The sequence below is a fragment of the Macrococcus sp. 19Msa1099 genome (assembly GCA_019357535.2).
Lineage (GTDB): Bacteria > Bacillota > Bacilli > Staphylococcales > Staphylococcaceae > Macrococcoides > Macrococcoides psychrotolerans.
This window is the reverse complement of record CP079955.1, coordinates 122,415-147,140: the sequence shown is the minus strand read 5'-3', so window position 1 is coordinate 147,140 and position 24,726 is coordinate 122,415. Positions and strand designations below refer to the sequence as shown.

Below are 24,726 nucleotides of genomic sequence, written 5' to 3'. Positions count from 1 at the left end.
TATCACCCCTTATAATTCGGATGGTAACCTCTTTGGCCACCAATCCACTGTTCTCCGTCTTCCCATATTTCTTTTTTCCATATCGGAACAATCTCTTTAATGCGTTCAATCGCATATTCATTTGCTGCATAACTATCTTTGCGATGCGGACTCGATACACAAATCACCACTGCTATCTCTGATACTTCAAGATTACCGATACGGTGAGCAATACTTACTATCGTCTCCGGCCATTTCACGTTTATTTCCTGACCGATCTGTTCTAATTTTTTCTCTGCCATTGGAATGTATGCTTCATATTCCAGATACTCTGTTTTAACACCTTGTGTCCATTCTCTTACGATACCGGTAAACACACATACTGCACCTTGATGTGGCGTTACCGTCATCTTTCTATAATGTTCAACATCAATCGGCATCGTTACGACCTCAAATTGTTTCACGTGTATCACCTACCCAACTTTGTATGAATTTCTTTATCACTTGTTCACTATCAACGGATGTATCTACCATCAGTTTAATATTTTGTAACTGAGATAGCATCTCTTTATCTTCAGCATTGTTGTAAAGCACAATTTTATCGTAATGTGCCTGCTTATAACCTTCTACTAGCACAATATCCTTACACGTTACTTCTTCATCGATAATAGTCTGGAGTTCAATCGATTCATTCTTTCTTAGCTTATGAATATACGCATATCCCTGGACGATGCTTTCATCTGCTCCGTTCTCTATATATGTTATATGATCACGAGTTCTTGGAATATCTATTTCCTGTCCACCAATTTCACCGTGATGTTTAATAACAGACACTTCATAATCGAGTGTTTTCAATTGCTTAATAATACGATTCATCGTTGTTGTTTTTCCAGACTTTTTAAATCCAACGACTTGCAATACTTTTACCATGATGAATCCTCACAAGAAAGTTCTGTTAACAGGACATCTACAGTGTCACCTTGTTTAAACCCTCTCGTTCCCCCAGGTAAAACAATCATGCTATTGCTTTTTGCGATGCCGATCACTGCATTACTCTTATTAAATCCACTCGGCGCTACCGTCATATTACGGTAATCTAAATCCGCTCTTATAAATCTTGTAAATGGATTTGCTTTCGTGAAGTCTTCTGCAAGCGTTGCTTTAACCACAGTCGGATATACTTCGCTCTGACCCATCATTTTACGCAGTACAGGCTTCGTATATAGCTCAAACCCCGTGTAACAAGCGCTCGGGTTACCTGATAATCCAAAAAGAAATTTGTCATGACTTACCGCTACAGTTGTTACACTGCCTGGTCGCATCGCAACTTTGTTGAATAACACTTCTGCTGAAAGTTTGTTATATATTTCAGGCATGAAATCGAAGTCACCGACACTCACACCACCCGTAGTAATTACGATGTCATGTGCATCCAGGGCATCACGCACTACTTCGTATAGCGCATCGAAGTTGTCACCATGAACACGATAGTCTTTCACTTTAATACCCATCGCTTTACAAAGTGATGCAATCATCGGTCCATTTGAATTTCTAATTTTCCCTGGTGCAAGTGATTCATTCATTTCTACAAGTTCTGATCCAGTAGCAATTAGTGCAACAGTCGGCTTATGGTAAACGTTCACGTACTCATACGAGAAGGTCGCCAATACTGCGATTACACCTGCAGTAATTTGCGTTCCTTTCGGAATAACAACTTCACCTTGCTTACATTCTTCACCCTGCCTTGAAATATTTTCACCAGGTGTAAATGGTTTTCTAAGCGTAAAACCCTTTTCTATGAGCGACGTTTGTTCAAGCATAACGACAGCATCTGCACCCTCTGGAATTGGCGCACCAGTCATGATACGTACTGCTTCGTTGTCTTTTAGTTGTGCGTCACTTACATGTCCGGCACCGATATGATCGATAACTTTAAATGCCTTACGCGCATCACCACTTGCACCTTCTGACGCTTCACTTACAATCGCAAAGCCGTCATATGGCGACTTATCAAACATCGGTATATCATATGTTGCAATAATATCTTCAGCTAATGTATAGCCTAAACTATCGGTGTAATACTTATTCGTTACTATTTTATATTTAGCATGCTGTAAACATTTATCTATCGCTTCTGTAACTGGAATGGGTGTACGTTTTTCAAGCATCGTTATCCTACTTTCTCTAAATGTAGTATGATAGTTATAGTATACAAAAAGGAAGTGAAATGATGAACAATTTAACACACTTTAATGAACAAGGACGCGCTAAGATGGTAGATGTATCAGATAAACCTACCTCAACACGCACTGCTGTTGCTAAAACTTCGATTAAAGTAAACGCAGTCATTTATGAGCAAATCATCAACCACAAGAATAAAAAGGGCGATGTGCTTGGCGTGGCACAGGTGGCAGGTATTATGGCTGCAAAGAACACCGCACAAATTATCCCGATGTGTCACCCACTAAATTTAAGTGGTATCGATATTGCCTTTGAATGGGATACGATTGACGGTTATGAAATATTAATCACTTGCACCGTTAAAACGACCGGACAAACAGGTGTTGAAATGGAAGCTTTAACGGGTGCAAGCGCGACGGCACTTACAATATATGATATGACCAAAGCAGTTGATAAAGGTATGATTATCGGTCCAACTTATCTCGAACATAAATCTGGTGGCAAAAACGGCGATTTTAACCGTTAATTACTTATTAAGCTCATGCACAATGTGATGAATCTCTTGTGTAATGAGCTTTTTCATTGCGAGATTTACAGCACCAACTGATCCTGGTATCGAGAAAATTACGGTATTATCTTTCGTACCACATAACGCACGTGAGAGCATCGCTCGTGTACCTACATCTTCTGTATAGCTTAAATAACGAAATATTTCACCGAAACCTTCCAGTTCTTTATCGATAACAGACTTCACTACTTCAATCGTAACATCACGTTTTGCAATACCTGTTCCACCTGTCGTAATAATGACATCCACTTTATCATGCAGTAATTTCATAATGCTCGCTCGAATATCAGCCTGGTCGTCTTTAGCGATCAAGTAATGTTCACGTGAAACATCGATTTCAATACTTTTTAAATGTTCAACAATTGCCTTTCCGCCCTTATCCGTAGCATAATCTCTCGTATCACTTACTGTAATGACACCTACATTTAATTGTTTACGCACATCATTTGAATGTTCCATACTAATCGCTCCTAACCAAATAGTTGATGATAAACTGTCTTGCCTTCCGCCATCGATTGAACTTCATGAATAAGCATACGACCACCTTTAAACCGTACAATCGGATAGCCGTTAAAGTTAAACCGAATAAAATAAGGTGTTTCCTGGACGGTAATAGACAATGATTCTAAATGTTTTAACAATTCTTCATCACTAAACTGTGTGGTAATTTGAACAGTATCTCTCCCGCATAACATCGTTTCATGTGTACGTTTATGCAGTTCTGGATATGTTGCTTGTCCTCCGCACGTCATACACTCATCATCATACATACGAGAAAATTTAAGGGCTGTATGATCCATCTGCCATACATCACCAAACACTAATTTCGCATCAAACGGTGTCCCTGTTAATAACTTTAACGCATACGCCATCTGAAAGCTCGTTGCCATACTTACTGCAGGTTCTATAACACCTACTGTATCACAGGTTCTATTCATGATTGGTAACATACCCATCACACAATTAAAACACGGTGTTTCACCTGGAATGAACGGACATGCCACATAAGTCGACTCTACACACGCACCATAAATCCATGGGATATTATATTTATAAGCGAAATCGTTAATTAACAATCGCGTTTCAAAGTTATCTGTTGCATCTAATATACAATCACATTGCAAAAACGCCGCTTCTAGAAGCGGCGCATCAAGATGATCGATGTAAGTTTCGATTTGTATATCACTTCGGATTGCTTTTAATTCTCTTTCACAAGCAATCACTTTAGGTGTCGAATCAACTGCATCTTGTTCCTTAAATAGTGATTGTCGTTGTAAATTAGAAAGCTCAACATAGTCGCGATCAACAATCACAATTTTATTTACACCGCACCTCGCCATGGATTCTGCAAGATGTGTACCAAGTGCACCGCACCCTACAATCCCGACAGTCTTTTGAGATAATCTCTCCTGACCCTCCTGGCCGATACCATAAAATTTTATTTGTCTGTCATACCGCATATGTCATCCCCTAATTTCTGCCTTCTTTTTTGTCCATCCAGAACATTGTTATTAATGCAATTATACCAAACACTGCAAGGAAGGCAAAAGCTGGCTTGTTTGTACCGAAGTTTGCTGCACAAGCGGCAATAACTAGTGGCGGAAAGAATCCACCTAATCCACCCATCATCGAAACAATACCGTTAACAATACCTGCTTGTTTAGAGTAATATGTCGGAGCCAATTTAAAGATTAAGCCATTTCCTAACCCCGCACATGCTGAAATAACTAAACATCCGGCAGTAAAGAAAGAGATTTGATGGTTAATCGAAAGCATTGCTGCACCAATAATAAGACCAACAAACACAACTTTAAGGACATCCATAGCACGTAACTTGTCACCCAGCACGCCACCAATTGGGCGTAGTAATGTGGCAATCGCGATAAATATACCTGTACGTATTCCTGCATCAACTTTATCTAATCCAAAGTTATTAACCAAGAAGTTCGGCAAGAACAATCCAAATGCTACAAATGAACCGAATGTAATGAAGTACCAGAAGCTCAGTAAATACAGTTTATACTCTGGTAATACACCTTTAATTTGATCCATTAATGGTTGTTTTACTTTCGGCTCATCTTTATCTCCTAATAAGAAGTTCAGTAGCGCAAATAATGCCATAACTACTAAATAAGATTTAACAGTGTTGCTCCAGCCAATTGCATTCGCAAGCGGTGGTGCTGCGAACGCTGATACAGCAGTTCCGATATTCCCCATTCCATAAATACCATTCGCTAAACCATGTTTTTCTTTCGGGAAGTATTTCGGTACACTCGTAACACCTACAGAGAAGATTGCGCCCCCAACACCTAAGAAAAGGCCTGAAATCATCAGCATCGTAGTAGACTGTGCTAAACTAAGTAAAAATACTGGAATCAATAAGAATATAAACGAGAATAAGAATACCTTTCTTGCACCGATTAAGTTGGCATAATAACCAAGTGGGATACGCAAAACTGAGCCAAGAATAACTGGTATCGCTAAAATAATTGCTTTCTGACTTTCTGGAATGGTAAATTCTTGTGACATAAATGGCATAAGCGGTGCAATGATTGTCCATGCCATAAACCCTGCAACTAAACTTAACGTCTGTAAGGGTAACTGTACTTTACTTGTTGATTTGTCCATTTCTTTCACCTTTTTCATTAGTTTGTGATTTACTATACAAAACTATTGTAAGGCGATTGTGATACATTTAACATTGGGGAATTCCCCCTATAACTGAGTCATTTCCCTATATAAAGAGAGAACTAGAACTCTTTCAAGTTTTAGTTCTCTCTTTATATAATCTTTGTATTCAATACCTCTAGAAGCGTTTCTTCATCTTTTATCTTAAATACCTTTTCCGCCATTGTGAACAGTACACTCTCTTCCTTATACATGTGCACCATACAAATTTCGTAACCTTCGTTCAAATCATTCAACAGGAGATTAATATCTTCTACACTCAGTTCCATCATATTTGTAACACCGTTAAAGTGATTAAAATATTGTGCCATCTCATCATGCTCAGCTTCAATTGTCAGTATTGGACCTTGATCTGTTCCAATATAACTTCCTAGAACAGGAAAGAAAAACTGCTCTTCTTTTGCCTGGTGCTTATCAAGTACCGGTAAAAACTCCGACACTTTTTCTTTTAATAACTTTAGTTTATGATATTTTGAAAGCATCGCTTCTGTAGCTTTCACATCCATCATGATTTGATACCATTCATGTAATAGTGAACGCATCAATATGTGTTCATTCTCTAAAATACGCAGTGCTTTCATCTTTGTTTGAAATTGCATCGTGTCACTACCTTTTTTAAAATTCAAGTAATTTTTTCTTAAGTGCGTATTCTACAAGTTCCGGTTTACTTTTAAGCTCTAGCTTATCCATGATTCTTGCTTTATGTGCTTCTACAGTTTTTACTGAAACATATAACATTTCAGCTATTTCTTTATTACCATAGCCTTTCGCAATTAAAGGTAATATCTCTAATTCTCGTTTTGTTAATATTTTTAAATGATCATTTTTCGCTGAGTACTCTGTATCATGGTGTATTAATTCATGCACGAGTGACGTTGCCATCTTAGGATCGATATAAGTTCCCTCTTAATAGACCGTTCGCACTGCTTTAATCAATTCTTCGTCTGGAGCATTTTTCAGAATATAGCCGTTTGCACCATTTTTGAGAACATGAAACAAATACTCTTCATCATCATACATCGTCAATATCAGTATCTTTGTCTCAGGAAATGCCTCTTTTATTTTACCTGTAGCAATTAATCCTGATTCTCCTGGCGGCATACTTAAGTCCATAATCAGTACATCTGGTTTATATTGCGAGACCATTTGGAAAGCTTCCATACCATCTGCTGCTGTTGCAACAACTTCCATATTGTCTTGATAGTTCAAAATCATCGAGAATCCCGTACGCACAACTGCATGATCATCTGCAATTACAATCTTCATATTTATCCCCCTAGAGTGGGATGGTTAACGTTACAAACGTACCTTTTCCTGTTTCGCTATTAATCTCAACATACCCATTGACGATAGCCGCACGTTCTTGCATACCAAAGAATCCGAGTCCGGATCCTTTTGGTGTATCTCCTGGTGTAAACCCATCTCCACTGTCGCTAATTTCTACTGTTAATTCGGTTTCATCTTTTTGTATAAATACATTTACTTCATCGACATTCGCATATTTTAAGGCATTCAGTATTGCTTCTTGTGTAATTCTGTATACTGCTGTTTCTATCTCATTAGAAAAACGAATGTTGCCTATATTCTCATCCATATTAACTTCAAGACCATAGCTCTTTTCAAGTTGCTTAAAATGAGAGTTAAATGCTGCTACTAAACCAAGATCATCTAAAGAAGAAGGCCTCAACTCTAAGGATAGATTGCGTATATCATCCATTAGTCGTGCGATTGAACCTTCCATCATCTGAAGATGCTTCTCTTTCTCTTCTTCAGTCTTATATTTCATCAAACGAATGTCAACTGATACATTAAGCAACTCTTGAATCACACTATCGTGCAATTCTCGTGAGATTCTTTTTCTTTCATTTTCCTGCGCACTAATAATTTTTTGTGTAATTGTTTTCTGATGAAGAATTTCCTGCGTTTTTATTTGCTGGGAAATATTTTGCAATGTCAGTACTTTAGTGCCGTTATTTTCTTTTAGCACGACGTAAGATGCTGAATACGGTTTAGGCTCCCCATTTTCATCTTTTAGAAATAATTGAAACGACTGATTATTTTGTTCACGTTTAATAAAACAGTCTCTGCACTCCATTATTGCATTTTCACTTGTAACTCCTAAACATGTGCGACAAAGATTTCTTGTCAGACCATCAATATTGTCATGTAAATCAATCACTTTTTGAGCGGCTTGATTCATTGTGAGTATATTGTTCTTTTCATCTATAAATATGATGAGTTCATCGGTATCGTTATAAAAGGCATCAACCAATCCATCATCATTTATTTCACGCTCAAGTTTCGACACTATTGATCACATCCTTACAATAAAAAGTACCGAGTCCTTGCTCAAGACTTTTTTTGAGCTGTTCATGCATCGTTAAAGTAAACGGACGTTTACTTCTATTCCCAATAAGAAGTACAGCTGCAACTTTATTGTATTTCCATAATGGTACAGCGATAAAACTCGTTAACTTTTCAAAACGAATAATTGGAAAATCAAATAGGTGTGCATTCAAACTACTGGATTCAATATCAAGCTCAATCCAGTCTCGCCCTGTTTTAATTACGATACCGGCGACACCCTTACCTTTTTTTAGTTCAATCTTCTTGTAACGTTCATTTGTTTCACCCGAAACATGGCGCCAGTGAATATCTGTCTGTAAAATTAAATCAGAAGGCATCGCGAGTCCGATAAAATCTACATTCAGTGATTCTCTAAGCTGGTCTATCATCGCTTGATAATCATGCATCATTTACACTCCTTTGCCTTCTGATTATAACTTATTATTTATGTTTACGATATATAATGTGACTGCGTCCGACATAGTTTACAGGTACACTCCATACATGGACAAGACGAGTAAATGGCCACAATGCTGTAATTAAGAATCCTGTGATTACGTGAATCTTGAAAGATAATGGAACACCTTCCATATATCCTGCTTCAGGTCTTAATATTAATAATCCGCGGAACCATTCAGAGATTGTATTACGATAATCAAAGTCTGGTAATGTAGCATTCGTTACGATTGTTGAATAACAGCCGATAAATACGATGAATAGTAATAGAAAGTTAACAAGAATGTCTGATAACGAGCTTAGCTTTCTTACGTTTTCATTTGTTACACGACGTGCTGTCAACAATAACATACCAATAAGCGTGACGATTCCGAAGATGCTTCCGATATATACGGCACCGATATGATATAAATGATCACTCACACCAATTGCACGCAACCAGCTTGCAGGAATACCTAGACCTACGACATGCCCTAATATAACCGGGATAATTCCTAAGTGGAATAAAATACTCCCCCACATCAACGACTTCTTCTCTACAAACTCACTTGACTTTGCCGTCCATGAAAACTGATCATATTTAAACCTAAAAATATGACCAATAATAAAAATCGCAATACACGCATAGGGGAATATTACCCACAATAATTGATTACCCATTTAACGTCACCTCATTCTCATCTTTAATCAAACATGCCTTACATGTTTCTCTTATCGCCAAGATTAAATGATAATATGGGCTCTTAATATGTTCTAATGCTTGCAGCAGATTATACGTACCATCTTCAATGACCATTAATAACAACCCCATGCTTTCCTCTGCACGTTCATCTCCGCGCCAATCCGCTGCATAAATAAATTCACACATTAATGGCAAGAAGTCTGACAGTTCTGATGAAGGCATTTCAAGTCCAAACATTTCATACAATACTTTAAGTCGTGCAAGCATTTGTCCGCGTTCTTTCTTATCCTGGAATTTAACATATGTCATGTATAACGTCGTCTTCTTTTCAAAGTCAAATGTCGACGTATACACTTCCTGAATTTCAGACAAGCTAATTTCATGCATATTATTCCAGTACTGATTGATTGCTTCATAAGCAGGATGATCCTCTGCAAACACCCCGTCGAATTCTCTTGGATGAAAATTTAATTTTTCTGGGTAAATGAGCTGGTGACTAAAGAATCCAAATGCACGTTTATAATCATAAAGTTTATTTAAATCAATCACGCCAAATACCTCCATAGAAGTTATCTTCATAAACTTCTTTACCAGACTTACCAGCAGGTACTGGACCACAACCGTCACAATCTGCGCCGAAGTTATCGCTTGTATAACCCTCGCCACCTTGAGCGCTATACGTATTCATGTATCCTTCTTTATGTGATGTCGGGATGACAAAGCGGTCTTCATGCTTTGCAATTGCAAGTAATCGATACATTTGTTTCACTTGATGCGCTGTCATGCCGATACGGTCTAAACGTGACGCGTCGAAGTCTTTACCACTTGAAACGGCTCTCATGTAACTACGCATCATCGCCATACGTTGCAACGCTTCTTTTACAGTTTGTGCATCTCCTGCGGTTAACATGTTTGCTAAGTATTGAATTGGTAAACGCATCTCTTCAATTGCAGGGAAGATCATATCTGGGTTCTTGATAGAATCTTTACCTTCAAAGTAGTTCATAATCGGACTAAGTGGCGGGCAGTACCATACCATTGGTAATGTACGATATTCAGGGTGTAATGGAAATGCGAGTTTGTATTCAATTGCAAGTTTATATACTGGTGAGTTTTGTGCTGCTTCAATCCAGTCTTGTGCAATACCATCACGCTCTGCCTGAGCAATCACTTCTGGGTCATGAGGATCTAAGAATAAATCGAGTTGTGCTTGATATAGATCTTGCGGATCCTTTACAGTCGCTGCTTCTAATACACGGTCAGCATCATACAGTAATACACCTAAATAACGCATACGTCCCGTACATGTTTCAGAACATACTGTCGGAAGTCCTGCTTCAACACGCGGGAAACAGAAGGTACATTTCTCAGCTTTGTTCGTTTTCCAGTTGAAGTAAACTTTTTTATAAGGACAGCCAGTCATACAATAACGCCACCCACGACAAGCATCTTGGTCTACAAGTACGATACCATCTTCATCACGTTTATACATTGCACCGCTCGGACAACTTGCCACACAAGATGGATTTAAACAATGTTCACATAGACGTGGTAAGTACATCATAAACGACTGTTCAAAATTGAACTTAATTTCTTCTTCAATCTTTTGAATGTTTGGATCTGTTGGTCCTGTGATGTGCGCACCAGCTAAGTCATCTTCCCAGTTCGGGCCCCACTGTAAGTCCATTTTTTTACCTGATACTAATGATTCAGCCGTTGCGACTGGTGAATGCTTTTGTTCTTTCGCGTTCGTAAGATTAGCATAATTGTAAGTCCATGGCTCATAATAGTCTTTCATTTCAGGCATATCTGGGTTATAGAAGATTTTCCCTAAAGCAATTTTAGAAAGTTTAGAACCTGATTTAAGCTCTAATTTTCCTTTGCTGTTTAACTGCCAGCCACCTTTATATACTTCCTGGTCTTCCCAGCGCTTCGGATAGCCGATACCTGGTTTTGTCTCTACGTTGTTAAACCACATGTATTCAGCACCTGGACGATTCGTCCAGGTACTTTTACATGTAATACTACATGTATGACACCCGATACATTTATCTAAATTCATTACCATTGCGACTTGTGCTTTAATCTTCAAGCCAATCAACCTCCTTCATCTTACGTACAGCAACGTAAACATCACGTTGGTTACCAATTGGACCATAATAGTTAAATCCGTAACTAATTTGTGCATAACCCCCAACAAGTTGCGTTGGCTTCAAGTGAATACGTGTTGGCGCATTATGTGAACCACCACGCGTATCTGTAATTTCAGACCCTGGTGTTTGAATATGTTTATCTTGTGCATGATACATGAACATCGTACCGCGTGGCATACGGTGAGAAACCACAGCACGAGCTGTAACAAGTCCATTACGGTTATATACTTCCAACCAGTCGTTATCGTTAATGTTATGCTGTGCTGCATCTTCATTGTTGATCCATACTGTTGGACCACCGCGGAATAATGTTAACATGTGTTGATTATCCTGGTATGTTGAGTGAATATTCCATTTACCGTGTGGTGTTAAGTAACGTAAAACCAAACTATCTACGCCACCTTTAATCTTCTTATCTTTCGTGCCAAATACCATTGGTGGTAATGTCGGTTTGTATACAGGCAGTGATTCACCAAATTGCTGGAATACTTCATGGTCAATATAGTAACTTTGACGCCCTGTTAACGTTCTAAATGGAACGAGTCGTTCAATGTTCGTCGTAAATGGTGAATAACGACGACCTAATTTGTTCGAACCTGGGAATACCGCAGTTGGTATCACTTCACGTGGCTGTGCTGTAATGTTCTGGAATGTAATTTTCTCAGCTGCACGTTCTGCTGAAATATCCTTTAATTCCATACCTGTTTGTCGTTCAAGATCTTCATATGATTTTTGTGATACATGGCCGTTTGTTGCCGATGAAACGTTCAGAATAACATCTGCAACGCGTTTTGCTGTATCAATTCTTGGCAATCCATTTTTCACTGTATCATCTTCATACGTACCCACCATCGAGCGTAATTCATCGTATTCTTCTTTAACGCTGAAACTTACGCCGTGCGCGCCTACTTTACCATTCTCCAGCAAAGGTCCTACTGATATATATTTGTCGTACACTTCCGTATACGTACGATCTACAATCGCAAATCCTGGCATCGTTTTACCCGGAACTGCTTCTACTTCACCTTTAGTCCAGTCACGAACAATGCCCATAGGTGTAGAAATTTCTTGCTGTGAGTCATGTGCAAGTGGTGCAGTGACAACGTCTTTGAATGTACCTTTTAAGTGACGTTCTGACATTTCAGAGAACGTCTTCGCGATAGATTTATAGATATCCCAGTCACTTCTTGATTCCCAAAGTGGATCTACGGCTGGATTAAATGGATGAACGAACGGATGCATATCTGTAGAAGATATATCATGTTTCTCATACCAAGTCGCAGCTGGTAATACAATATCTGCGTAAAGTGGCGTTGTCGTCATACGGAAATCAAGTGCTATTAGTAGGTCCAGCTTACCTTCAGTATCTTCACGCCATACGACTTCTTCAGGCTTTTCTGTTTCATTAGGTTCAGCAAGTAATCCATGCTTTGTACCTAATAGATGTTTCATAAAGTATTCCTGTCCTTTTGCTGAAGAAGAAATTAAGTTAGAACGCCATACGAATAATGTTTTCGGATGGTTCTTCTTATTATCGGGATCTTCTACTGCAAATTTCGTTTCACGTGATTTCACGCTTTCAACTGCACGTTTTAATATTTCTTCATTCGTAAAGTTGCCGGCTTCACGCGCATCTTCTCCGAACAGTAAACTGTTCGTATCAAACTGCGGATATGATGGTAACCATCCCAGACGTGCAGCAAGCACGTTATAATCTGCTGGATGCTGATGTTTTACATTCTCTGCAAGTGGTGATGTTAATGCATCTACACCAGATTCTTCGTATTTCCATTGATCAGTAGCAAAGTAGAACCAGCTCGTTGCGTTTTGTAATCTTGGTGGTCCTTGCCAATCTTTTGCGAATGCAATTGTGGACCATCCTTCAATCGGACGACATTTCTCCTGACCGACATAATGTGCCCAGCCTCCGCCATTTACACCTTGTGTTGCACATAATGTAACTAAGTTTAATACTGAACGGTAAATTGTATCTGAGTTAAACCAGTGGTTTATACCCGCGCCCATAATAATCATTGAACGTCCACCAGTGTCGATTGCATTTTGTGCAAATTCACGTCCAACTTGAACAACGATGGATGGTTTTACACCTGTAATCTTCTCTTGCCAAGCTGGTGTATAGATAGAACTTTCATCATCATAATCTTTTGCTTCTAAATCTGTGTTAAAACGGTTTACACCATATTGAGACAACATTAAATCATAAATTGTAGCAACATATTGTTCTGTACCATCATCAAGCGTGACTTTCTTCGCTGCAATCGGACGTTTGAATGTTCCATTACCTGCGTTATCAAAGAACGGGAACACAACCTCAACAACTTCATGACCTTTATCTTTAATAGTCATTGCAGGATCAATTTTTGTACCGTCTGCTGTTTCTAATTTAATATTCCATTTCACATCTTTTTCCCAGCGTTGTCCCATCGTACCGTTAGGCACAACGATTGATTCCGATAAATCATCATATACGACTGGTTTCCACTCACTATGCTCAGAAGTATCTCCTAAATCACTCGAACGTAAGAAACGTCCTGCTTTCAATGTATCTTCATGTTTATCTAACATAATTAAGAACGGCATGTCTGTATATTGTTTTGCATACTCAATAAACATCGGTTCCTGACGTTTTTCATAAAACTCATCAAGTATTACATGTGTCATACCCTGTGCAAGTGCTGCGTCGGTACCAGGATTCGGTGCTAACCAGTTATCTGCAAACTTAACATTTTCAGCATAGTCTGGTGCTACTGATACAACTTTCGCACCTTTATATCTAACTTCTGTCATAAAGTGAGCATCTGGTGTACGTGTTAGTGGTACGTTAGAACCCCACATAATAATATATCCGGCATTATACCAGTCACTCGATTCTGGAACATCTGTCTGCTCACCCCAAATTTGCGGAGATGCTGGCGGTAAATCTGCGTACCAGTCATAAAACGATAACATTTCCCCACCCAGTAACGAGATGAAACGCGCACCTGATGCATATGAAATCATACTCATCGCAGGGATTGGCGTAAAACCTGCGATACGGTCTGGACCGTATTTCTTGATCGTATAAATTAATTGTGCTGCAATAAGCTGTGTTACTTCACGCCAGTTCACACGGACATGACCACCCATACCACGTGCTTGTTTATATGCCTTCGCCTTTGCTTCGTCTTCTACAATTGACTGCCAGGCACGTACGGGATCTCCAATCGTTTCTAAAGCTTCTTGCCACATGCGCCATAACACCCCGCGAACATAAGGAAACTTAATACGTAACGGACTATACTCATACCATGAAAATGAAGCACCACGTGGACAGCCACGAGGCTCGAATTCAGGCATGTCCGGACCACATGATGGATAGTCGATTTGTTGATTTTCCCATGTGATAATGCCGTTTTTAACGAAGACTTTCCATGAACATGAACCTGTACAGTTTACGCCATGCGTTGTTCTTACAACTTTATCGTGACTCCAGCGCTGACGGTACATCTTTTCCCATTCGCGACTTTTCTCTTCTAATACTGACCAATTTCCATTGAATTTTTCTGTTGGTTTAAAGAAACGTAATCCTGTTCCAATTGCCATTTATAACACTCCTTTTAGACATTCGCCCTCTTACTTTAGATTATGAAACTTTTCACAAGTTAGAGCCATTGGGGAATGTCCTAAAGTGTGTAGGGGAATCCCTATAGATAACCGTTTAATAATATATTCAAAATTTTTATTTTGAAGCAATTGTCAAATACGTTATGTGCTTAATTTGATATGATATAACTAAAGGGGGAATCATAATGACGCCTGAAGTTTATGTTACAAATAATATATTGAAGTATAATCGTGACGGATTACGTGAGGAGCATGATCAGATTGCAACTGAATTCCCATTAACGATTTATATCAATAACGAAGAATTCGCAACAATAGTGTGTACACCTGATTATATGAAAGAACTTATCATAGGGTTTCTAGCCTCAGAAGGTATAATAAGAAAGTTTAGCGATATCGAGAAATTCCATCTTGATGATTCTAAAGGACTATGTCATATTACACTCACGCGCGAGATACATTCAATTCATGCAAATCACTCAAAACGTATGATCAGTTCTTGCTGTGGGAAAAGCAGACAGTTTTATTTTGTTAATGATATGCAAACGTCTAAAGTATCTACAACTGAGAAGACGATTACGCCAAGTGAAGTCATTCGTATGATGCAGCATCTTCAAAGTGAAAGTAAAGCATTTCAAGTAACGGGAGGCCTACATAACGCAGCAATCAGCGATGGCGATGCCTTCCACTTACACCGCACAGATATCGGTCGACATAATGCAATGGATAAACTATATGGGCATTGCATATTAAATCGCATCCCAATTAAAGATAAAATATTAATATTCTCGGGTAGAATCTCTTCTGAGATACTGATAAAAGCCTCTAAAATTGGTGTAGGGATAATATTAAGTAAATCTGCTCCGACAGATCTTGCAATTAAGCTTGCCGATGATTTAAACATTACCGCAATTGGATTTATAAGAGAGGATAGCTTTAATGTATACAGTCACCCCGAACGCTTAATTATATAAATTTCTGCATAATAAAAAGCGCCGATTAAGCGCTTTTTATTATATATTTAAACTTCTTTTTATTTGTGGGTTCTTTCTTAAAGATACAGCAAGTAGTGCTGCAAGTAATGCTTTAATAAAATCTCCTGGCAAGAAAACCAATACAGAAGTATAAGCTTTCATTAGATCTATTTTTAAGTTTTGCGCCATGAATGCCCCACCAATTAAATTACATAAAATTGCACCGATAAACGCATTAACAATAAATACTTTCCACACTGAAAAGTGTCTCATCTTATCTGTAAATAAGCCGATTAAATAGGCAACAATAATATATGATAATAAATAGCCACCTGTCGGACCGAAAAATAATGCGAATCCTCCGCGGCCACCAGATAATACAGGTGCACCCACTGCTGCAAGCAACAAGAATAATAATACAGCAAACGTACCTTTCTTACGTCCTAACAAACAGCCTGCCAGCATTATGCTTAAATTTTGAAGAACAATCGGAACAGGCAAACCAGGCACAGGAATCGGAGGGATAATACCCATCGCAGAGATTAAAGCTGCAAACATTGCGATAATCACTAAATCTTTCAATTTCATTTCTTAAACCTCATTTCAACAGAATAAACTTATTCTACACTATTCGTTAACCTTTTAGTACAAAAAGTTAACAATGGATATAAAAAAATAGCTGGAATATCCAGCTATTCATCATTTCAAATTCATTAACTTGTCTTTCAGAACTTTTCTTTGATGTTCTAAAGAAATTGGATCATTAAACCAGAAATCTTCAGAATCATATTCAACGAGGCGGTTATTTTTAACTGCATCCATGTTCTTCCACAAATTAGATTCAGTTACTGTATTTGTAGCAGACCCTGCATCACTTGACACGAGTACAATATCTCCTGCATAACTACTCAAACTTTCAGAAGAAACTTTCTTCCATCCTGTCGGTTTAACATCTTTAACAATTTTATCCTGCATCTTCAAGTCAAACGCTTGATAAATAATTTCTGATCCACGGCCCCAGTTATCGCCATACACATAGATTTCTTTTTGGAAGAACTGGAAGATAGAATAAGTTTTATCTTCACCAAGATGTTTTTTAATTTCTTTACCATCTTTTTTCGTCTCTTTATTCCATTTATCCACAAATGCTTTTGCTTCTTTTTCTTTACCAACAATTTTTCCTAATAATTCGTGTACTTCTAAATAATCATGCTTTGTATATGTAAAAGGAATTGTTGGTGCAATTTTTTCATACTTCTTATTATCTTTATCAGTATCAAATGAAATAATTAAATCTGGTTTTAGTTTAGCGACTTTCTCAACATCACCTGGATTTAACTGTTCTACACCCTTAAGCTTCGGCTTTAATATATCAGATTGAAATGCATATTGATCTGCTCCAACCGGAGTAACACCTAAATCAATTAAATTCCCAACATAGCTTGCACCCATAACAACGATACGTTTTGGTTCTTTTGGAATTTTTATTGTTTTGCCGCTATCTGTTTTAAATTCTACTGTTGTTTCTTTTTGCTCTTTCTTGCTATCTTTATTCCCGCATGCTGCGAGCATGATAATACATACGATGAATAATACTAATATTTTTTTCATTACTTTCCCTCCAATTGATATTGATTATCATTACCAATTAATTATATGAACAATCATTGACAAAAGCAATATCTTTTTTATATCTTTTATTACATTGAATTTCATATATTCTATCTCTATAATCGAGGTAATATGCAATTTAAGGAGGGCTATCATGAATAATACGACAAAAGGCATCATTCTTGTTACATTAGGGGCAATATTCTGGGGTGTAGGCGGGACAGTATCACAACAAATGTTCCAGACTTTTAAACTTCCTCTTGATTGGTTTATTACTGTAAGATTAATATTCAGTGGATTATTCTTATTGCTACTTGCTGTTATTAGAAAACAAAATATTTTCAACCTCTTTAAAGATCGCTATACTATGATACATCTCATTATATATTCAATATTCGGAATGCTTGCAGTACAGTATACTTTTCTTGCCTCAATAGAAGCCGGAAATGCTGCTGTCGCTACTTTACTACAGTATTTAGCACCTATTGTCATTTTAATTTATTTGCTTAGCACACGTAAAATTAATTTTAGGTTGATTGATTTTATCGTCATCGCTGTATCTACATTCGGGACTTTTCTACTTCTTACAAGTGGTAATATTAATAACGTTGTCGTCCCACCCAAAGCCATCATCTGGGGATTGCTCAGCGCAGTGGCAGCTGCATTCTACACAATGTATGCTGGACGACTATTTGTTCATAATAAACCATTAGTTATTATTGGATGGGCAATGCTCTTTGCAGGAATATTTATCAGTCTTTTCAATAGACATTGGTATATTAACCCTTTTGCGATGGGAAGTGTGGCCATCGGATATTTAATCTTTGTGATTATCGTAGGAACTGCACTTGCATTCTTCTTATATTTATTAAGCGTGAAATATATCGATCCACAACTTACTGCATTACTTGGATGTATAGAACCACTTACCGCTATTATCGTGAGTATCCTTTGGCTGAAACAGCCATTTAATTTTATTCAGATTATTGGAATGATTATTATATTAGGTGTCGTCCTCTTTATATCCATCATTAATTCTAAAGAAAAAAAAGTACAAAAAAACACATGAAATCAATGCGTTAATGCGCATTGATTTCATGTGTTTTTAATAATTGAGTCACAATATTGCGTTCAACAGCATCATCCATCGGTGGATTATGCAGGCCTGCTCTCATCGACCTTAATATTCTTTCTAATATTCTTGTACGTTCCAGGCTCTTTGCCCCTAATACGCGCATTGCTAAATCAATAATTTCAAGTCCATTATTGACAATGATATGTTTTGACAGCTGGAATGTAAGTCCGAGATGTTCTGTCTTACCTTCCAAGTGCATATCGCATGCATGATAAATGAAATGACGAGACTGCATCATCAGCATCTCCATTTTAGCGAGTTTATCCTGAATATGAGGAAGTTCACTGATGGTCGTCTGCAAAGAGTTTGGTTGATACGTTTTACTGAATTGTACTGCTTCATCTAGCGCACGTTGTGCAAGACCGAGATAAACTGCCGGAATATGCATCAACCATGGATTCGCAAGCTTTTCTTTATTAATTTCAACTCTGTTGCGTTCATTGATGTTCACATCATTAAAAATGACATCATGGCTAGCCGTTGCACGCATCCCTAACGTATCCCATGTTTCAACGATTTCAATACCTGCACTGTCAGCTGGAACATAATAGAACCCCATAGCAGACGCTTCAGTATCGTAAGCTCCTACAAGCATGTGCGTCAGACGATGACTCATGGATGCAAAGGTCTTAGTGCCATTAATTACATACTTATCTCCAGCATGTACCGCGTTCGTAGAAGGACGACCTCCTCGCGTCGGGCTTCCCATCTCGCTTTCAGATACAACGCGATTCGTGATCGCACCCTTTTTTACGTCTTCAGCAAATTGCAACATCATCTCTTCCGACCAGAGGTTTAACTCAAATACTTCTCCCACAACACCAAGATGCCAACCAATGGATAAGGCTGTTGATTCATCATAATATCCAAGTAAAGACTGAATCACGATAAGTTCTTTAATATTACACCCAGCACCACCATGTTCAACAGGCAAAGTTAGCATGTGATACTCATGTTTAATCAACCAATCGATAAGCTGATTGTTAAGCACTCCTTTTTTATCAGCTTCTGCGGCCGTTCGTTCTAACCACTCTCTGTTTGCTTCGAATAATGCTTTCCATTTTAATTCGATGCTGCTTTCAAGAAATAATTCATTTTCCATTGCTGTCATTCTCCTCTCATTGAAATTGTAACACTTTTATTTACAACTATCATTTTCGATAAGCGTGTATTCATATAATCATATATAATGATATTAACAAATTAACAATTAGGACGAAAAATATGACTTTATCCAGTTTATTAAATGACGAAAACTTTATATCACCCATAATCATCTCGCTCAAAGTCGCAGTGAGTGCAACAATATTAAGTTTCGTATTGGCACTTTTATTACATTATTTATTATCCAGGAAATATTTTAAAGGAAAGACGATTTTAGAAGCTATCATTATGATGCCAATGGTACTTCCTCCAACCGTTGTAGGATTTTTACTGCTCATCTTATTTGGTAAACAAAGCGTAATGGGGAGATTTATAGACCTACTCTTTCACCAGCCAATTATCTTTACAATTTATGCCGCTATTACCGCATCTACTCTTGTCGCTTTACCATTAATGTATCAATCAATAAAAATAGGTATAGAACAGATTCCGGAAAATTTATATCATGTTGCCCAGCTTGATGGCGCTTCAAAGTTTCGCATGTTTACACATATTACTTTACCTTTATCGAGAGCGGCCTTGCTAACTGGAACTTTGTTAGCCTTTGCACGCGCAATCGGAGAGTTCGGTGCAACACTTATATTCGCCGGCAATATACCTGGTGTTACCGAGACGATGCCGACAGCAATATATGTAGCAATTGAAAATAATGATTTGCATCTTGCATACGCCTGGGTTTTCATAATGATTGTGATGTCATTCTTCATGATGATCGCCACACAACTATTAAGAAAATAATAAATCTCTATAAACCTACACTTTATAATACCTTTGCTTGAAAGAAGATAGCATTGTAAGGTAGACTGAAAGTGTTCAAATATATTTATTAAAGGAGAAAATATAATGTCTAAATCAACACCACACATTAAACCAGAAAACAATCCAATCGCAGAAACAATTCTCTTACCTGGAGATCCACTTCGCGCTAAGTTTATTGCAGACACATATTTAGAAGACGTTGTTCAATTTAATGAAGTACGTAATATGTTCGGATACACTGGAACTTATAAAGGAAAGCGTATCTCAGTTATGGGTACTGGTATGGGGATTCCGTCTATCGGCATCTATTCTTATGAATTGATTCATACCTTTGGTGTGAAAAATTTAATTCGTGTAGGTTCTTGTGGCGCAATGCAAGAAGATATTAACGTATACGATATTATCATTGCTCAAGGTGCATCAACGGACTCTAACTACGTGGCGCAATACGGACTACCTGGTCACTTCGCACCAATCGCTAACTTCGATTTACTTGCACGTGCGAAACAATTAGCTGATGAAAAAGGTGCTGTCAGTCACGTTGGTAACGTATTATCATCAGATATCTTCTACAATGCGAATGAAGACGCAACTGATAAATGGCGTTCAATGGGCATCTTAGCTGTTGAAATGGAATCTGCAGGATTATACATGAATGCTGCTTATGCTGGTGGAGACGTTCGTGCACTTGGAATCTTCACAGTAAGCGACCACTTACTAACACACGAAGAAACGACACCTGAAGAGCGTCAAACATCATTCACTAATATGATGGAAATCGCATTAGAAATCGTAGAGTAATACAATAGATCAATAAGCCGATACTTCTAAGAAGTATCGGCTTATTAATTAGAGTTTCTGTTTTAGTTCGTATAATTTATAAAACGGGCTAAGGGGTAAAATAAAGTCTCCAATATATTCTTCAATATGTGCATTGAAGCCTTTCTTAAATTTAAGTACACCATAATCTTCAGCATCTTCAGTGAATACACCCGTTACACCATAAAAATTATAAGTTTTTAAATTCAGGCTCTTGGCATACTTAATCATTTCAAACATCATATTATAGGGCCCCATAAATTGATTATACTTAGGATTAGAACCACTTGATAAATAATATAATTCATGTTCATTATGAATATACAATGCACTTGCTAAGTGAAGAATTCTGCCATCTGTCTGCTTTAAAGATTCAATTTCTGCAACTTTCTTCTTCTCTTTATCAACTGCTTTGGAAAGCTGATCAACTTTATTACGTAATTTTCTGAAGCCAGGGTTTTCATCCAACTTCAATTTCTCTTTATTATATTCGTTTTCTTTCTGTTTTAAATCTTTATGCAGAATATCAAGATGCTCATCTAAATCAATGTAACTTAATACAAGCCTACATTGATCTTTGTATATCTTTTGCATCTTAACGAAGTAATCAAAGTCTCTGAACGAGAAACCATGTTTATCTTCAGCCATCTGAAATAATTCAAAGAATTTATCTGTTTCTTCAACCGATAAATCTCTTAAACGAACACCCATCTCATACGTTTTCTTAATATTACGTCTCGTTTTATATTCCATTTCCTTTAATAATTCATCTTCAGATTTACCTTCAAGATTAAGCACTGATAAGAATCTGGCTTGTGAATCATTAGAATACCCAACTGGGAATCCACGATGGTGGTACCCTAAACCTTCCATCTGTCCAATAAAGCCTTCCACATCATTTGACTCCGTAATATTACCGTCGTGATCTCTATAGTTCATAATAATATGTGGATCTATCAATGCAAATAAACCATTATGTGATTTTAAATACTTTCTTAGCTCTGTGTAGAATAAATCAACAAGCACCTTATTTGAATAATCCATCACAGGACCACGATGCGAGTAGAAATAGTTAAAGTACTTAAAAGCGCGTGCACTCGTTAATAGACATGCAGCAAGTACTTCATCTCCCTCTTTAACCCCAACAATATGTACAGGTTCATTATGCTCAACTTTATAATCGTAATGAATTCTTGATTGTGTGTAATGACTGAAATGCTCATTCACAAAGGATTCAAATTCATCTGGTTGTAACTCGCAAAACTTCATCTTGTACTCCCTCTCTATTTAACTGTTTATTATTAATATAACATTCACTACATGAAAACGACAGAGATACCATATACTCTGCTTTGAAATCATTTATTTAATATAACTTTGTAGAAAGTCAGTAAAAACTCGCAATTCTTCAGCATTTAAATTCACCATCTTAATCGGTCCAATATCGAACGTTATAGTCAATGTATCCTCTTCACTTGCAACTCCGTGAATTTCATGCATGCCAACCACTCGTTCATAAACACGCTCTCCCATATCAACATTCATAAATAAACGTTCACTTGTTGCAATGTACGCACCCTGCAATTCACTCATACCATTAGGTGTCGGGAATAATACCGTCCCTTCGATTTCTGGTCCTAATTGTTCCGTTGGAAATAACTCTTCTTCTGATATTTTTCTAAATTGTGCCATAATATCCTCCTAAAATAATTTTTATTTGTTTTAAATATACCCTTTTCTATCCTATTTATGATATCGATTTGTTTTAAATCACTTAAAATCGTTGCCATACCTATTTGTTTTCGTTTTATAAACCTAAACATTTGGGTTATATTACTTTTATACAGAATTATATGGAGGCTATTATGCAGCAATGGATTATGGATGTCATGGAACAGTTCGGTTACTTTGGTGTGTTCTTACTCATCCTACTTGAAAATGTGTTCCCCCCGATTCCATCAGAAGTTATATTAACGTTTGGCGGATTTATGGTTGATCAGTCCCCAAAACTATCATTTGCTGGAATGCTCATCGCTTCTACGCTCGGCGCAGTTGGAGGTGCAGTCATCCTCTATTATTTAGGTCATATCCTAGGCCTCAGAAGAATAGAAAAGATTATCGATAAATATGGTTTCATCTTAAGACTCGACATCGAAGATATTCATAAAGCAAACAAATGGTTCAATAAATATGGTTATACAGCAGTATTCTTATGTCGCTTTGTTCCCCTTATCAGAAGCTTAATCTCTATCCCGGCAGGACTCAGTCAGATGTCCATCGTTCCTTTCATACTCTACACAACAGTCGGAACAATTATCTGGAATGCCGTTCTCATATACTTAGGTATGGCGCTTGGACAGAACTGGGAGAAAGTACTGCAATATTTTGATATGTACTCTAATGTACTTTATATCGTAATGGCAATACTGATAATTGCAGTCGTTATCTATCTGTATAAACGCAAAAAATAATTACCATTTCATTAACATGGTAAATTAAAAAAATATGTGCTATAGTTATATCAAATCAATCGAATATCCTAAGACTTATGTCGAAGGGGAGTAGCTAAGGGGTAACCCGATTATAATGTCGTCATTACGGAGTACACACTTCCGGCATTATAAGAATGTACATTCAGCGAGACCTTTGCCAATACTTTTTGGCATGGGTCTTTTTATATTCAAAATTTAAGGAGTGAACATATGGATCCAAGTATTTTATTAGCATATGCATGGGTAATTGTCGTATTAGTATTATTAGAGGGGTTGCTAGCAGCAGATAATGCCATCGTAATGGCAGTAATGGTAAAGCACCTACCTGAAGAACAAAGAAAGAAAGCTTTATTCTATGGTTTAGTCGGTGCATTTGTGTTTAGATTAATTGCACTATTCTTTATTACAGTACTTGCGAAGTACTGGTGGATACAAGCAGCTGGTGCAGCATACTTGCTATTTATGTCCGCGAAGAGTTTACACACATACTTTAAAAAGAAAGATCACACAGATGATCCATCCGTACCGAATATTGCTGAAGAAGAAGGTAACGAATCGAAAGGCAGCGGTTTCTGGATGACTGTACTGAAAGTTGAGTTCGCAGACATAGCTTTTGCAATCGACTCAATGCTTGCAGCAATCGCAATTGCTGTTACACTACCTCACGTTGGTCCGGATTTTATGGGACTTAATGCAGGACAATTTGCAGTAATGTTTACGGGAGGAATGTTAGGTGTTATCTTAATGCGATTCGCTGCAACATACTTCATCAAGTTGCTTGAGAAATATCCAGGACTTGAAGCAGCAGCATTCGCTATTGTAGGATGGATCGGTGTGAAACTTGTTGTACTGGTGCTCGCACATGATTCGATACACGTATTACCACATGATTTCCCACATTCATTACCATGGCAGTTAATCTTCTGGGGTGTACTACTTTCAATATTAGCAATCGGCTTTATTACGAGCGCAAGACAGAACAAGAGAAGTCATTCATAATGAAATATGATATTCTATAGGCAACAAATGATATGAGAGAATCGTACTCTATAAAGACTATGATAAAACCCCAACATTTATATGTTGGGGTTTTAT

General features: G+C 37.6%; 25 protein-coding genes and 1 pseudogene. 7 read left to right on the top strand and 19 right to left on the bottom strand.

Annotated elements, in window-relative coordinates; translation table 11 throughout:
* Nucleotides 1–2: 2 nt before the first annotated feature.
* From KYI10_00750 to glp, 3 genes are read right to left on the bottom strand one after another with little or no spacing between them, the layout of a single operon-like run.
* Entirely contained in the window at nt 3–443 is a 441-nt protein-coding gene (locus KYI10_00750; GenBank protein ID QYA33014.1) for a molybdenum cofactor biosynthesis protein MoaE, read from the bottom strand.
* Entirely contained in the window at nt 430–909 is a 480-nt protein-coding gene (gene mobB, locus KYI10_00745; GenBank protein ID QYA33013.1) for a molybdopterin-guanine dinucleotide biosynthesis protein B, read from the bottom strand. Before mobB ends, KYI10_00750 begins: the two co-directional genes overlap by 14 nt.
* Nucleotides 903–2,147 carry a gephyrin-like molybdotransferase Glp gene (gene glp, locus KYI10_00740; GenBank protein ID QYA33012.1) on the bottom strand — a complete coding sequence of 415 codons (1,245 nt, stop codon included), beginning with the start codon at nt 2,145–2,147 and terminating at the stop codon, nt 903–905. The genes mobB and glp overlap by 7 nt, the downstream gene beginning before the upstream one ends.
* A 62-nt stretch (nt 2,148–2,209) precedes the next feature.
* Here glp and moaC point away from each other — a divergent pair, with 62 nt between their 5' ends.
* Nucleotides 2,210–2,686 (top strand): cyclic pyranopterin monophosphate synthase MoaC, encoded by a 477-nt coding sequence (moaC, locus tag KYI10_00735; protein QYA33011.1) that lies wholly within the window; start codon nt 2,210–2,212, stop codon nt 2,684–2,686.
* Here moaC and KYI10_00730 read toward each other — a convergent pair whose 3' ends face one another.
* The 11 genes and pseudogenes from KYI10_00730 to KYI10_00680 form a co-directional block, all read right to left on the bottom strand.
* Complete coding sequence (locus tag KYI10_00730; GenBank protein ID QYA33010.1) at nt 2,687–3,187, bottom strand: MogA/MoaB family molybdenum cofactor biosynthesis protein; 501 nt, start codon at nt 3,185–3,187, stop codon at nt 2,687–2,689.
* An 11-nt stretch (nt 3,188–3,198) separates the two neighbouring features.
* A complete protein-coding gene (locus KYI10_00725; GenBank protein ID QYA33009.1) occupies nt 3,199–4,188 on the bottom strand; it encodes a ThiF family adenylyltransferase in 990 nt (329 codons plus the stop codon).
* Between the two features lie 10 nt (nt 4,189–4,198).
* Nucleotides 4,199–5,356 (bottom strand): nitrate/nitrite transporter, encoded by a 1,158-nt coding sequence (locus KYI10_00720; protein ID QYA33859.1) that lies wholly within the window; start codon nt 5,354–5,356, stop codon nt 4,199–4,201.
* Between the two features lie 152 nt (nt 5,357–5,508).
* The gene (locus KYI10_00715) at nt 5,509–6,015 is read right to left on the bottom strand and encodes a hemerythrin domain-containing protein (GenBank protein ID QYA33008.2); all 507 of its coding nucleotides are present in this window, start codon (nt 6,013–6,015) and stop codon (nt 5,509–5,511) included.
* Nucleotides 6,016–6,031: 16 nt separating this feature from the next.
* Nucleotides 6,032–6,682 (bottom strand): annotated as a pseudogene (locus tag KYI10_00710) (response regulator transcription factor).
* Between the two features lie 10 nt (nt 6,683–6,692).
* Nucleotides 6,693–7,724, bottom strand: a complete 1,032-nt coding sequence (locus tag KYI10_00705; GenBank protein ID QYA33007.1) for a sensor histidine kinase — start codon at nt 7,722–7,724, stop codon at nt 6,693–6,695.
* Nucleotides 7,711–8,169, bottom strand: a complete 459-nt coding sequence (locus tag KYI10_00700; GenBank protein ID QYA33006.1) for a GAF domain-containing protein — start codon at nt 8,167–8,169, stop codon at nt 7,711–7,713. Before KYI10_00700 ends, KYI10_00705 begins: the two co-directional genes overlap by 14 nt.
* 34 nt (nt 8,170–8,203) lie before the next feature.
* On the bottom strand, nt 8,204–8,878 hold the full coding sequence (narI, locus tag KYI10_00695) for a respiratory nitrate reductase subunit gamma (protein ID QYA33005.1): 675 nt from the start codon (nt 8,876–8,878) through the stop codon (nt 8,204–8,206).
* On the bottom strand, nt 8,871–9,449 hold the full coding sequence (gene narJ / locus KYI10_00690) for a nitrate reductase molybdenum cofactor assembly chaperone (protein QYA33004.1): 579 nt from the start codon (nt 9,447–9,449) through the stop codon (nt 8,871–8,873). Before narJ ends, narI begins: the two co-directional genes overlap by 8 nt.
* Complete coding sequence (narH, locus tag KYI10_00685; GenBank protein ID QYA33003.1) at nt 9,442–10,992, bottom strand: nitrate reductase subunit beta; 1,551 nt, start codon at nt 10,990–10,992, stop codon at nt 9,442–9,444. The genes narJ and narH overlap by 8 nt, the downstream gene beginning before the upstream one ends.
* Nucleotides 10,982–14,650, bottom strand: a complete 3,669-nt coding sequence (locus KYI10_00680; protein QYA33858.1) for a nitrate reductase subunit alpha — start codon at nt 14,648–14,650, stop codon at nt 10,982–10,984. The genes narH and KYI10_00680 overlap by 11 nt, the downstream gene beginning before the upstream one ends.
* Before the next feature lie 212 nt (nt 14,651–14,862).
* Here KYI10_00680 and fdhD point away from each other — a divergent pair, with 212 nt between their 5' ends.
* A complete protein-coding gene (fdhD, locus tag KYI10_00675) occupies nt 14,863–15,651 on the top strand; it encodes a formate dehydrogenase accessory sulfurtransferase FdhD (GenBank protein ID QYA33002.1) in 789 nt (262 codons plus the stop codon).
* Nucleotides 15,652–15,690: 39 nt separating this feature from the next.
* Here the strand turns inward: fdhD and KYI10_00670 are convergent, their stop codons facing one another.
* A complete protein-coding gene (locus tag KYI10_00670; GenBank protein ID QYA33001.1) occupies nt 15,691–16,239 on the bottom strand; it encodes a biotin transporter BioY in 549 nt (182 codons plus the stop codon).
* A 111-nt stretch (nt 16,240–16,350) separates the two neighbouring features.
* On the bottom strand, nt 16,351–17,262 hold the full coding sequence (locus KYI10_00665) for an ABC transporter substrate-binding protein (GenBank protein QYA33000.1): 912 nt from the start codon (nt 17,260–17,262) through the stop codon (nt 16,351–16,353).
* A gap of 154 nt (nt 17,263–17,416) precedes the next feature.
* On the opposite strand from KYI10_00665, the gene KYI10_00660 reads away from it, so the two are divergent.
* Nucleotides 17,417–18,331: an EamA family transporter gene (locus tag KYI10_00660; protein QYA32999.1), complete on the top strand. Its 915-nt coding sequence runs from the start codon at nt 17,417–17,419 to the stop codon at nt 18,329–18,331.
* A 10-nt stretch (nt 18,332–18,341) separates the two neighbouring features.
* Here the strand turns inward: KYI10_00660 and KYI10_00655 are convergent, their stop codons facing one another.
* The gene (locus tag KYI10_00655; GenBank protein QYA32998.1) at nt 18,342–19,499 is read right to left on the bottom strand and encodes an acyl-CoA dehydrogenase family protein; all 1,158 of its coding nucleotides are present in this window, start codon (nt 19,497–19,499) and stop codon (nt 18,342–18,344) included.
* A gap of 122 nt (nt 19,500–19,621) precedes the next feature.
* On the opposite strand from KYI10_00655, the gene modB reads away from it, so the two are divergent.
* Both modB and deoD read left to right on the top strand, forming a co-directional pair.
* Nucleotides 19,622–20,299 carry a molybdate ABC transporter permease subunit gene (modB, locus tag KYI10_00650; GenBank protein ID QYA32997.1) on the top strand — a complete coding sequence of 226 codons (678 nt, stop codon included), beginning with the start codon at nt 19,622–19,624 and terminating at the stop codon, nt 20,297–20,299.
* 105 nt (nt 20,300–20,404) lie between these two features.
* A complete protein-coding gene (gene deoD, locus KYI10_00645) occupies nt 20,405–21,121 on the top strand; it encodes a purine-nucleoside phosphorylase (GenBank protein ID QYA32996.1) in 717 nt (238 codons plus the stop codon).
* Nucleotides 21,122–21,169: 48 nt separating this feature from the next.
* On the opposite strand, the gene KYI10_00640 is transcribed toward deoD, so the two are convergent.
* Both KYI10_00640 and KYI10_00635 read right to left on the bottom strand, forming a co-directional pair.
* On the bottom strand, nt 21,170–22,408 hold the full coding sequence (locus KYI10_00640; GenBank protein QYA32995.1) for an aminoacyltransferase: 1,239 nt from the start codon (nt 22,406–22,408) through the stop codon (nt 21,170–21,172).
* A gap of 93 nt (nt 22,409–22,501) precedes the next feature.
* A complete protein-coding gene (locus KYI10_00635) occupies nt 22,502–22,831 on the bottom strand; it encodes a hypothetical protein (GenBank protein QYA32994.1) in 330 nt (109 codons plus the stop codon).
* Between the two features lie 173 nt (nt 22,832–23,004).
* Between KYI10_00635 and KYI10_00630 the strand changes: the two genes are divergently transcribed.
* Together KYI10_00630 and KYI10_00625 are read left to right on the top strand one after the other, a co-directional pair.
* The gene (locus KYI10_00630) at nt 23,005–23,610 is read left to right on the top strand and encodes a DedA family protein (protein ID QYA32993.1); all 606 of its coding nucleotides are present in this window, start codon (nt 23,005–23,007) and stop codon (nt 23,608–23,610) included.
* A gap of 231 nt (nt 23,611–23,841) precedes the next feature.
* The gene (locus KYI10_00625) at nt 23,842–24,630 is read left to right on the top strand and encodes a TerC family protein (protein QYA32992.1); all 789 of its coding nucleotides are present in this window, start codon (nt 23,842–23,844) and stop codon (nt 24,628–24,630) included.
* Nucleotides 24,631–24,726: the final 96 nt, after the last annotated feature.

Bases quoted from the DNA above. Each gene is read 5' to 3' on its own strand.
- mobB (QYA33013.1), bottom strand. From the start codon at position 909: ATGGTAAAAGTATTGCAAGTCGTTGGATTTAAAAAGTCTGGAAAAACA.
- glp (QYA33012.1), bottom strand. From the start codon at position 2,147: ATGCTTGAAAAACGTACACCCATTCCAGTTACAGAAGCGATAGATAAA.
- moaC (QYA33011.1), top strand. From the start codon at position 2,210: ATGAACAATTTAACACACTTTAATGAACAAGGACGCGCTAAGATGGTA.
- KYI10_00730 (QYA33010.1), bottom strand. From the start codon at position 3,187: ATGGAACATTCAAATGATGTGCGTAAACAATTAAATGTAGGTGTCATT.
- KYI10_00725 (QYA33009.1), bottom strand. From the start codon at position 4,188: ATGCGGTATGACAGACAAATAAAATTTTATGGTATCGGCCAGGAGGGT.
- KYI10_00720 (QYA33859.1), bottom strand. From the start codon at position 5,356: ATGGACAAATCAACAAGTAAAGTACAGTTACCCTTACAGACGTTAAGT.
- KYI10_00715 (QYA33008.2), bottom strand. From the start codon at position 6,015: ATGCAATTTCAAACAAAGATGAAAGCACTGCGTATTTTAGAGAATGAA.
- KYI10_00700 (QYA33006.1), bottom strand. From the start codon at position 8,169: ATGCATGATTATCAAGCGATGATAGACCAGCTTAGAGAATCACTGAAT.
- narI (QYA33005.1), bottom strand. From the start codon at position 8,878: ATGGGTAATCAATTATTGTGGGTAATATTCCCCTATGCGTGTATTGCG.
- fdhD (QYA33002.1), top strand. From the start codon at position 14,863: ATGACGCCTGAAGTTTATGTTACAAATAATATATTGAAGTATAATCGT.
- KYI10_00670 (QYA33001.1), bottom strand. From the start codon at position 16,239: ATGAAATTGAAAGATTTAGTGATTATCGCAATGTTTGCAGCTTTAATC.
- KYI10_00665 (QYA33000.1), bottom strand. From the start codon at position 17,262: ATGAAAAAAATATTAGTATTATTCATCGTATGTATTATCATGCTCGCA.
- KYI10_00660 (QYA32999.1), top strand. From the start codon at position 17,417: ATGAATAATACGACAAAAGGCATCATTCTTGTTACATTAGGGGCAATA.
- KYI10_00655 (QYA32998.1), bottom strand. From the start codon at position 19,499: ATGGAAAATGAATTATTTCTTGAAAGCAGCATCGAATTAAAATGGAAA.
- modB (QYA32997.1), top strand. From the start codon at position 19,622: ATGACTTTATCCAGTTTATTAAATGACGAAAACTTTATATCACCCATA.
- deoD (QYA32996.1), top strand. From the start codon at position 20,405: ATGTCTAAATCAACACCACACATTAAACCAGAAAACAATCCAATCGCA.
- KYI10_00640 (QYA32995.1), bottom strand. From the start codon at position 22,408: ATGAAGTTTTGCGAGTTACAACCAGATGAATTTGAATCCTTTGTGAAT.
- KYI10_00635 (QYA32994.1), bottom strand. From the start codon at position 22,831: ATGGCACAATTTAGAAAAATATCAGAAGAAGAGTTATTTCCAACGGAA.
- KYI10_00630 (QYA32993.1), top strand. From the start codon at position 23,005: ATGCAGCAATGGATTATGGATGTCATGGAACAGTTCGGTTACTTTGGT.
- KYI10_00625 (QYA32992.1), top strand. From the start codon at position 23,842: ATGGATCCAAGTATTTTATTAGCATATGCATGGGTAATTGTCGTATTA.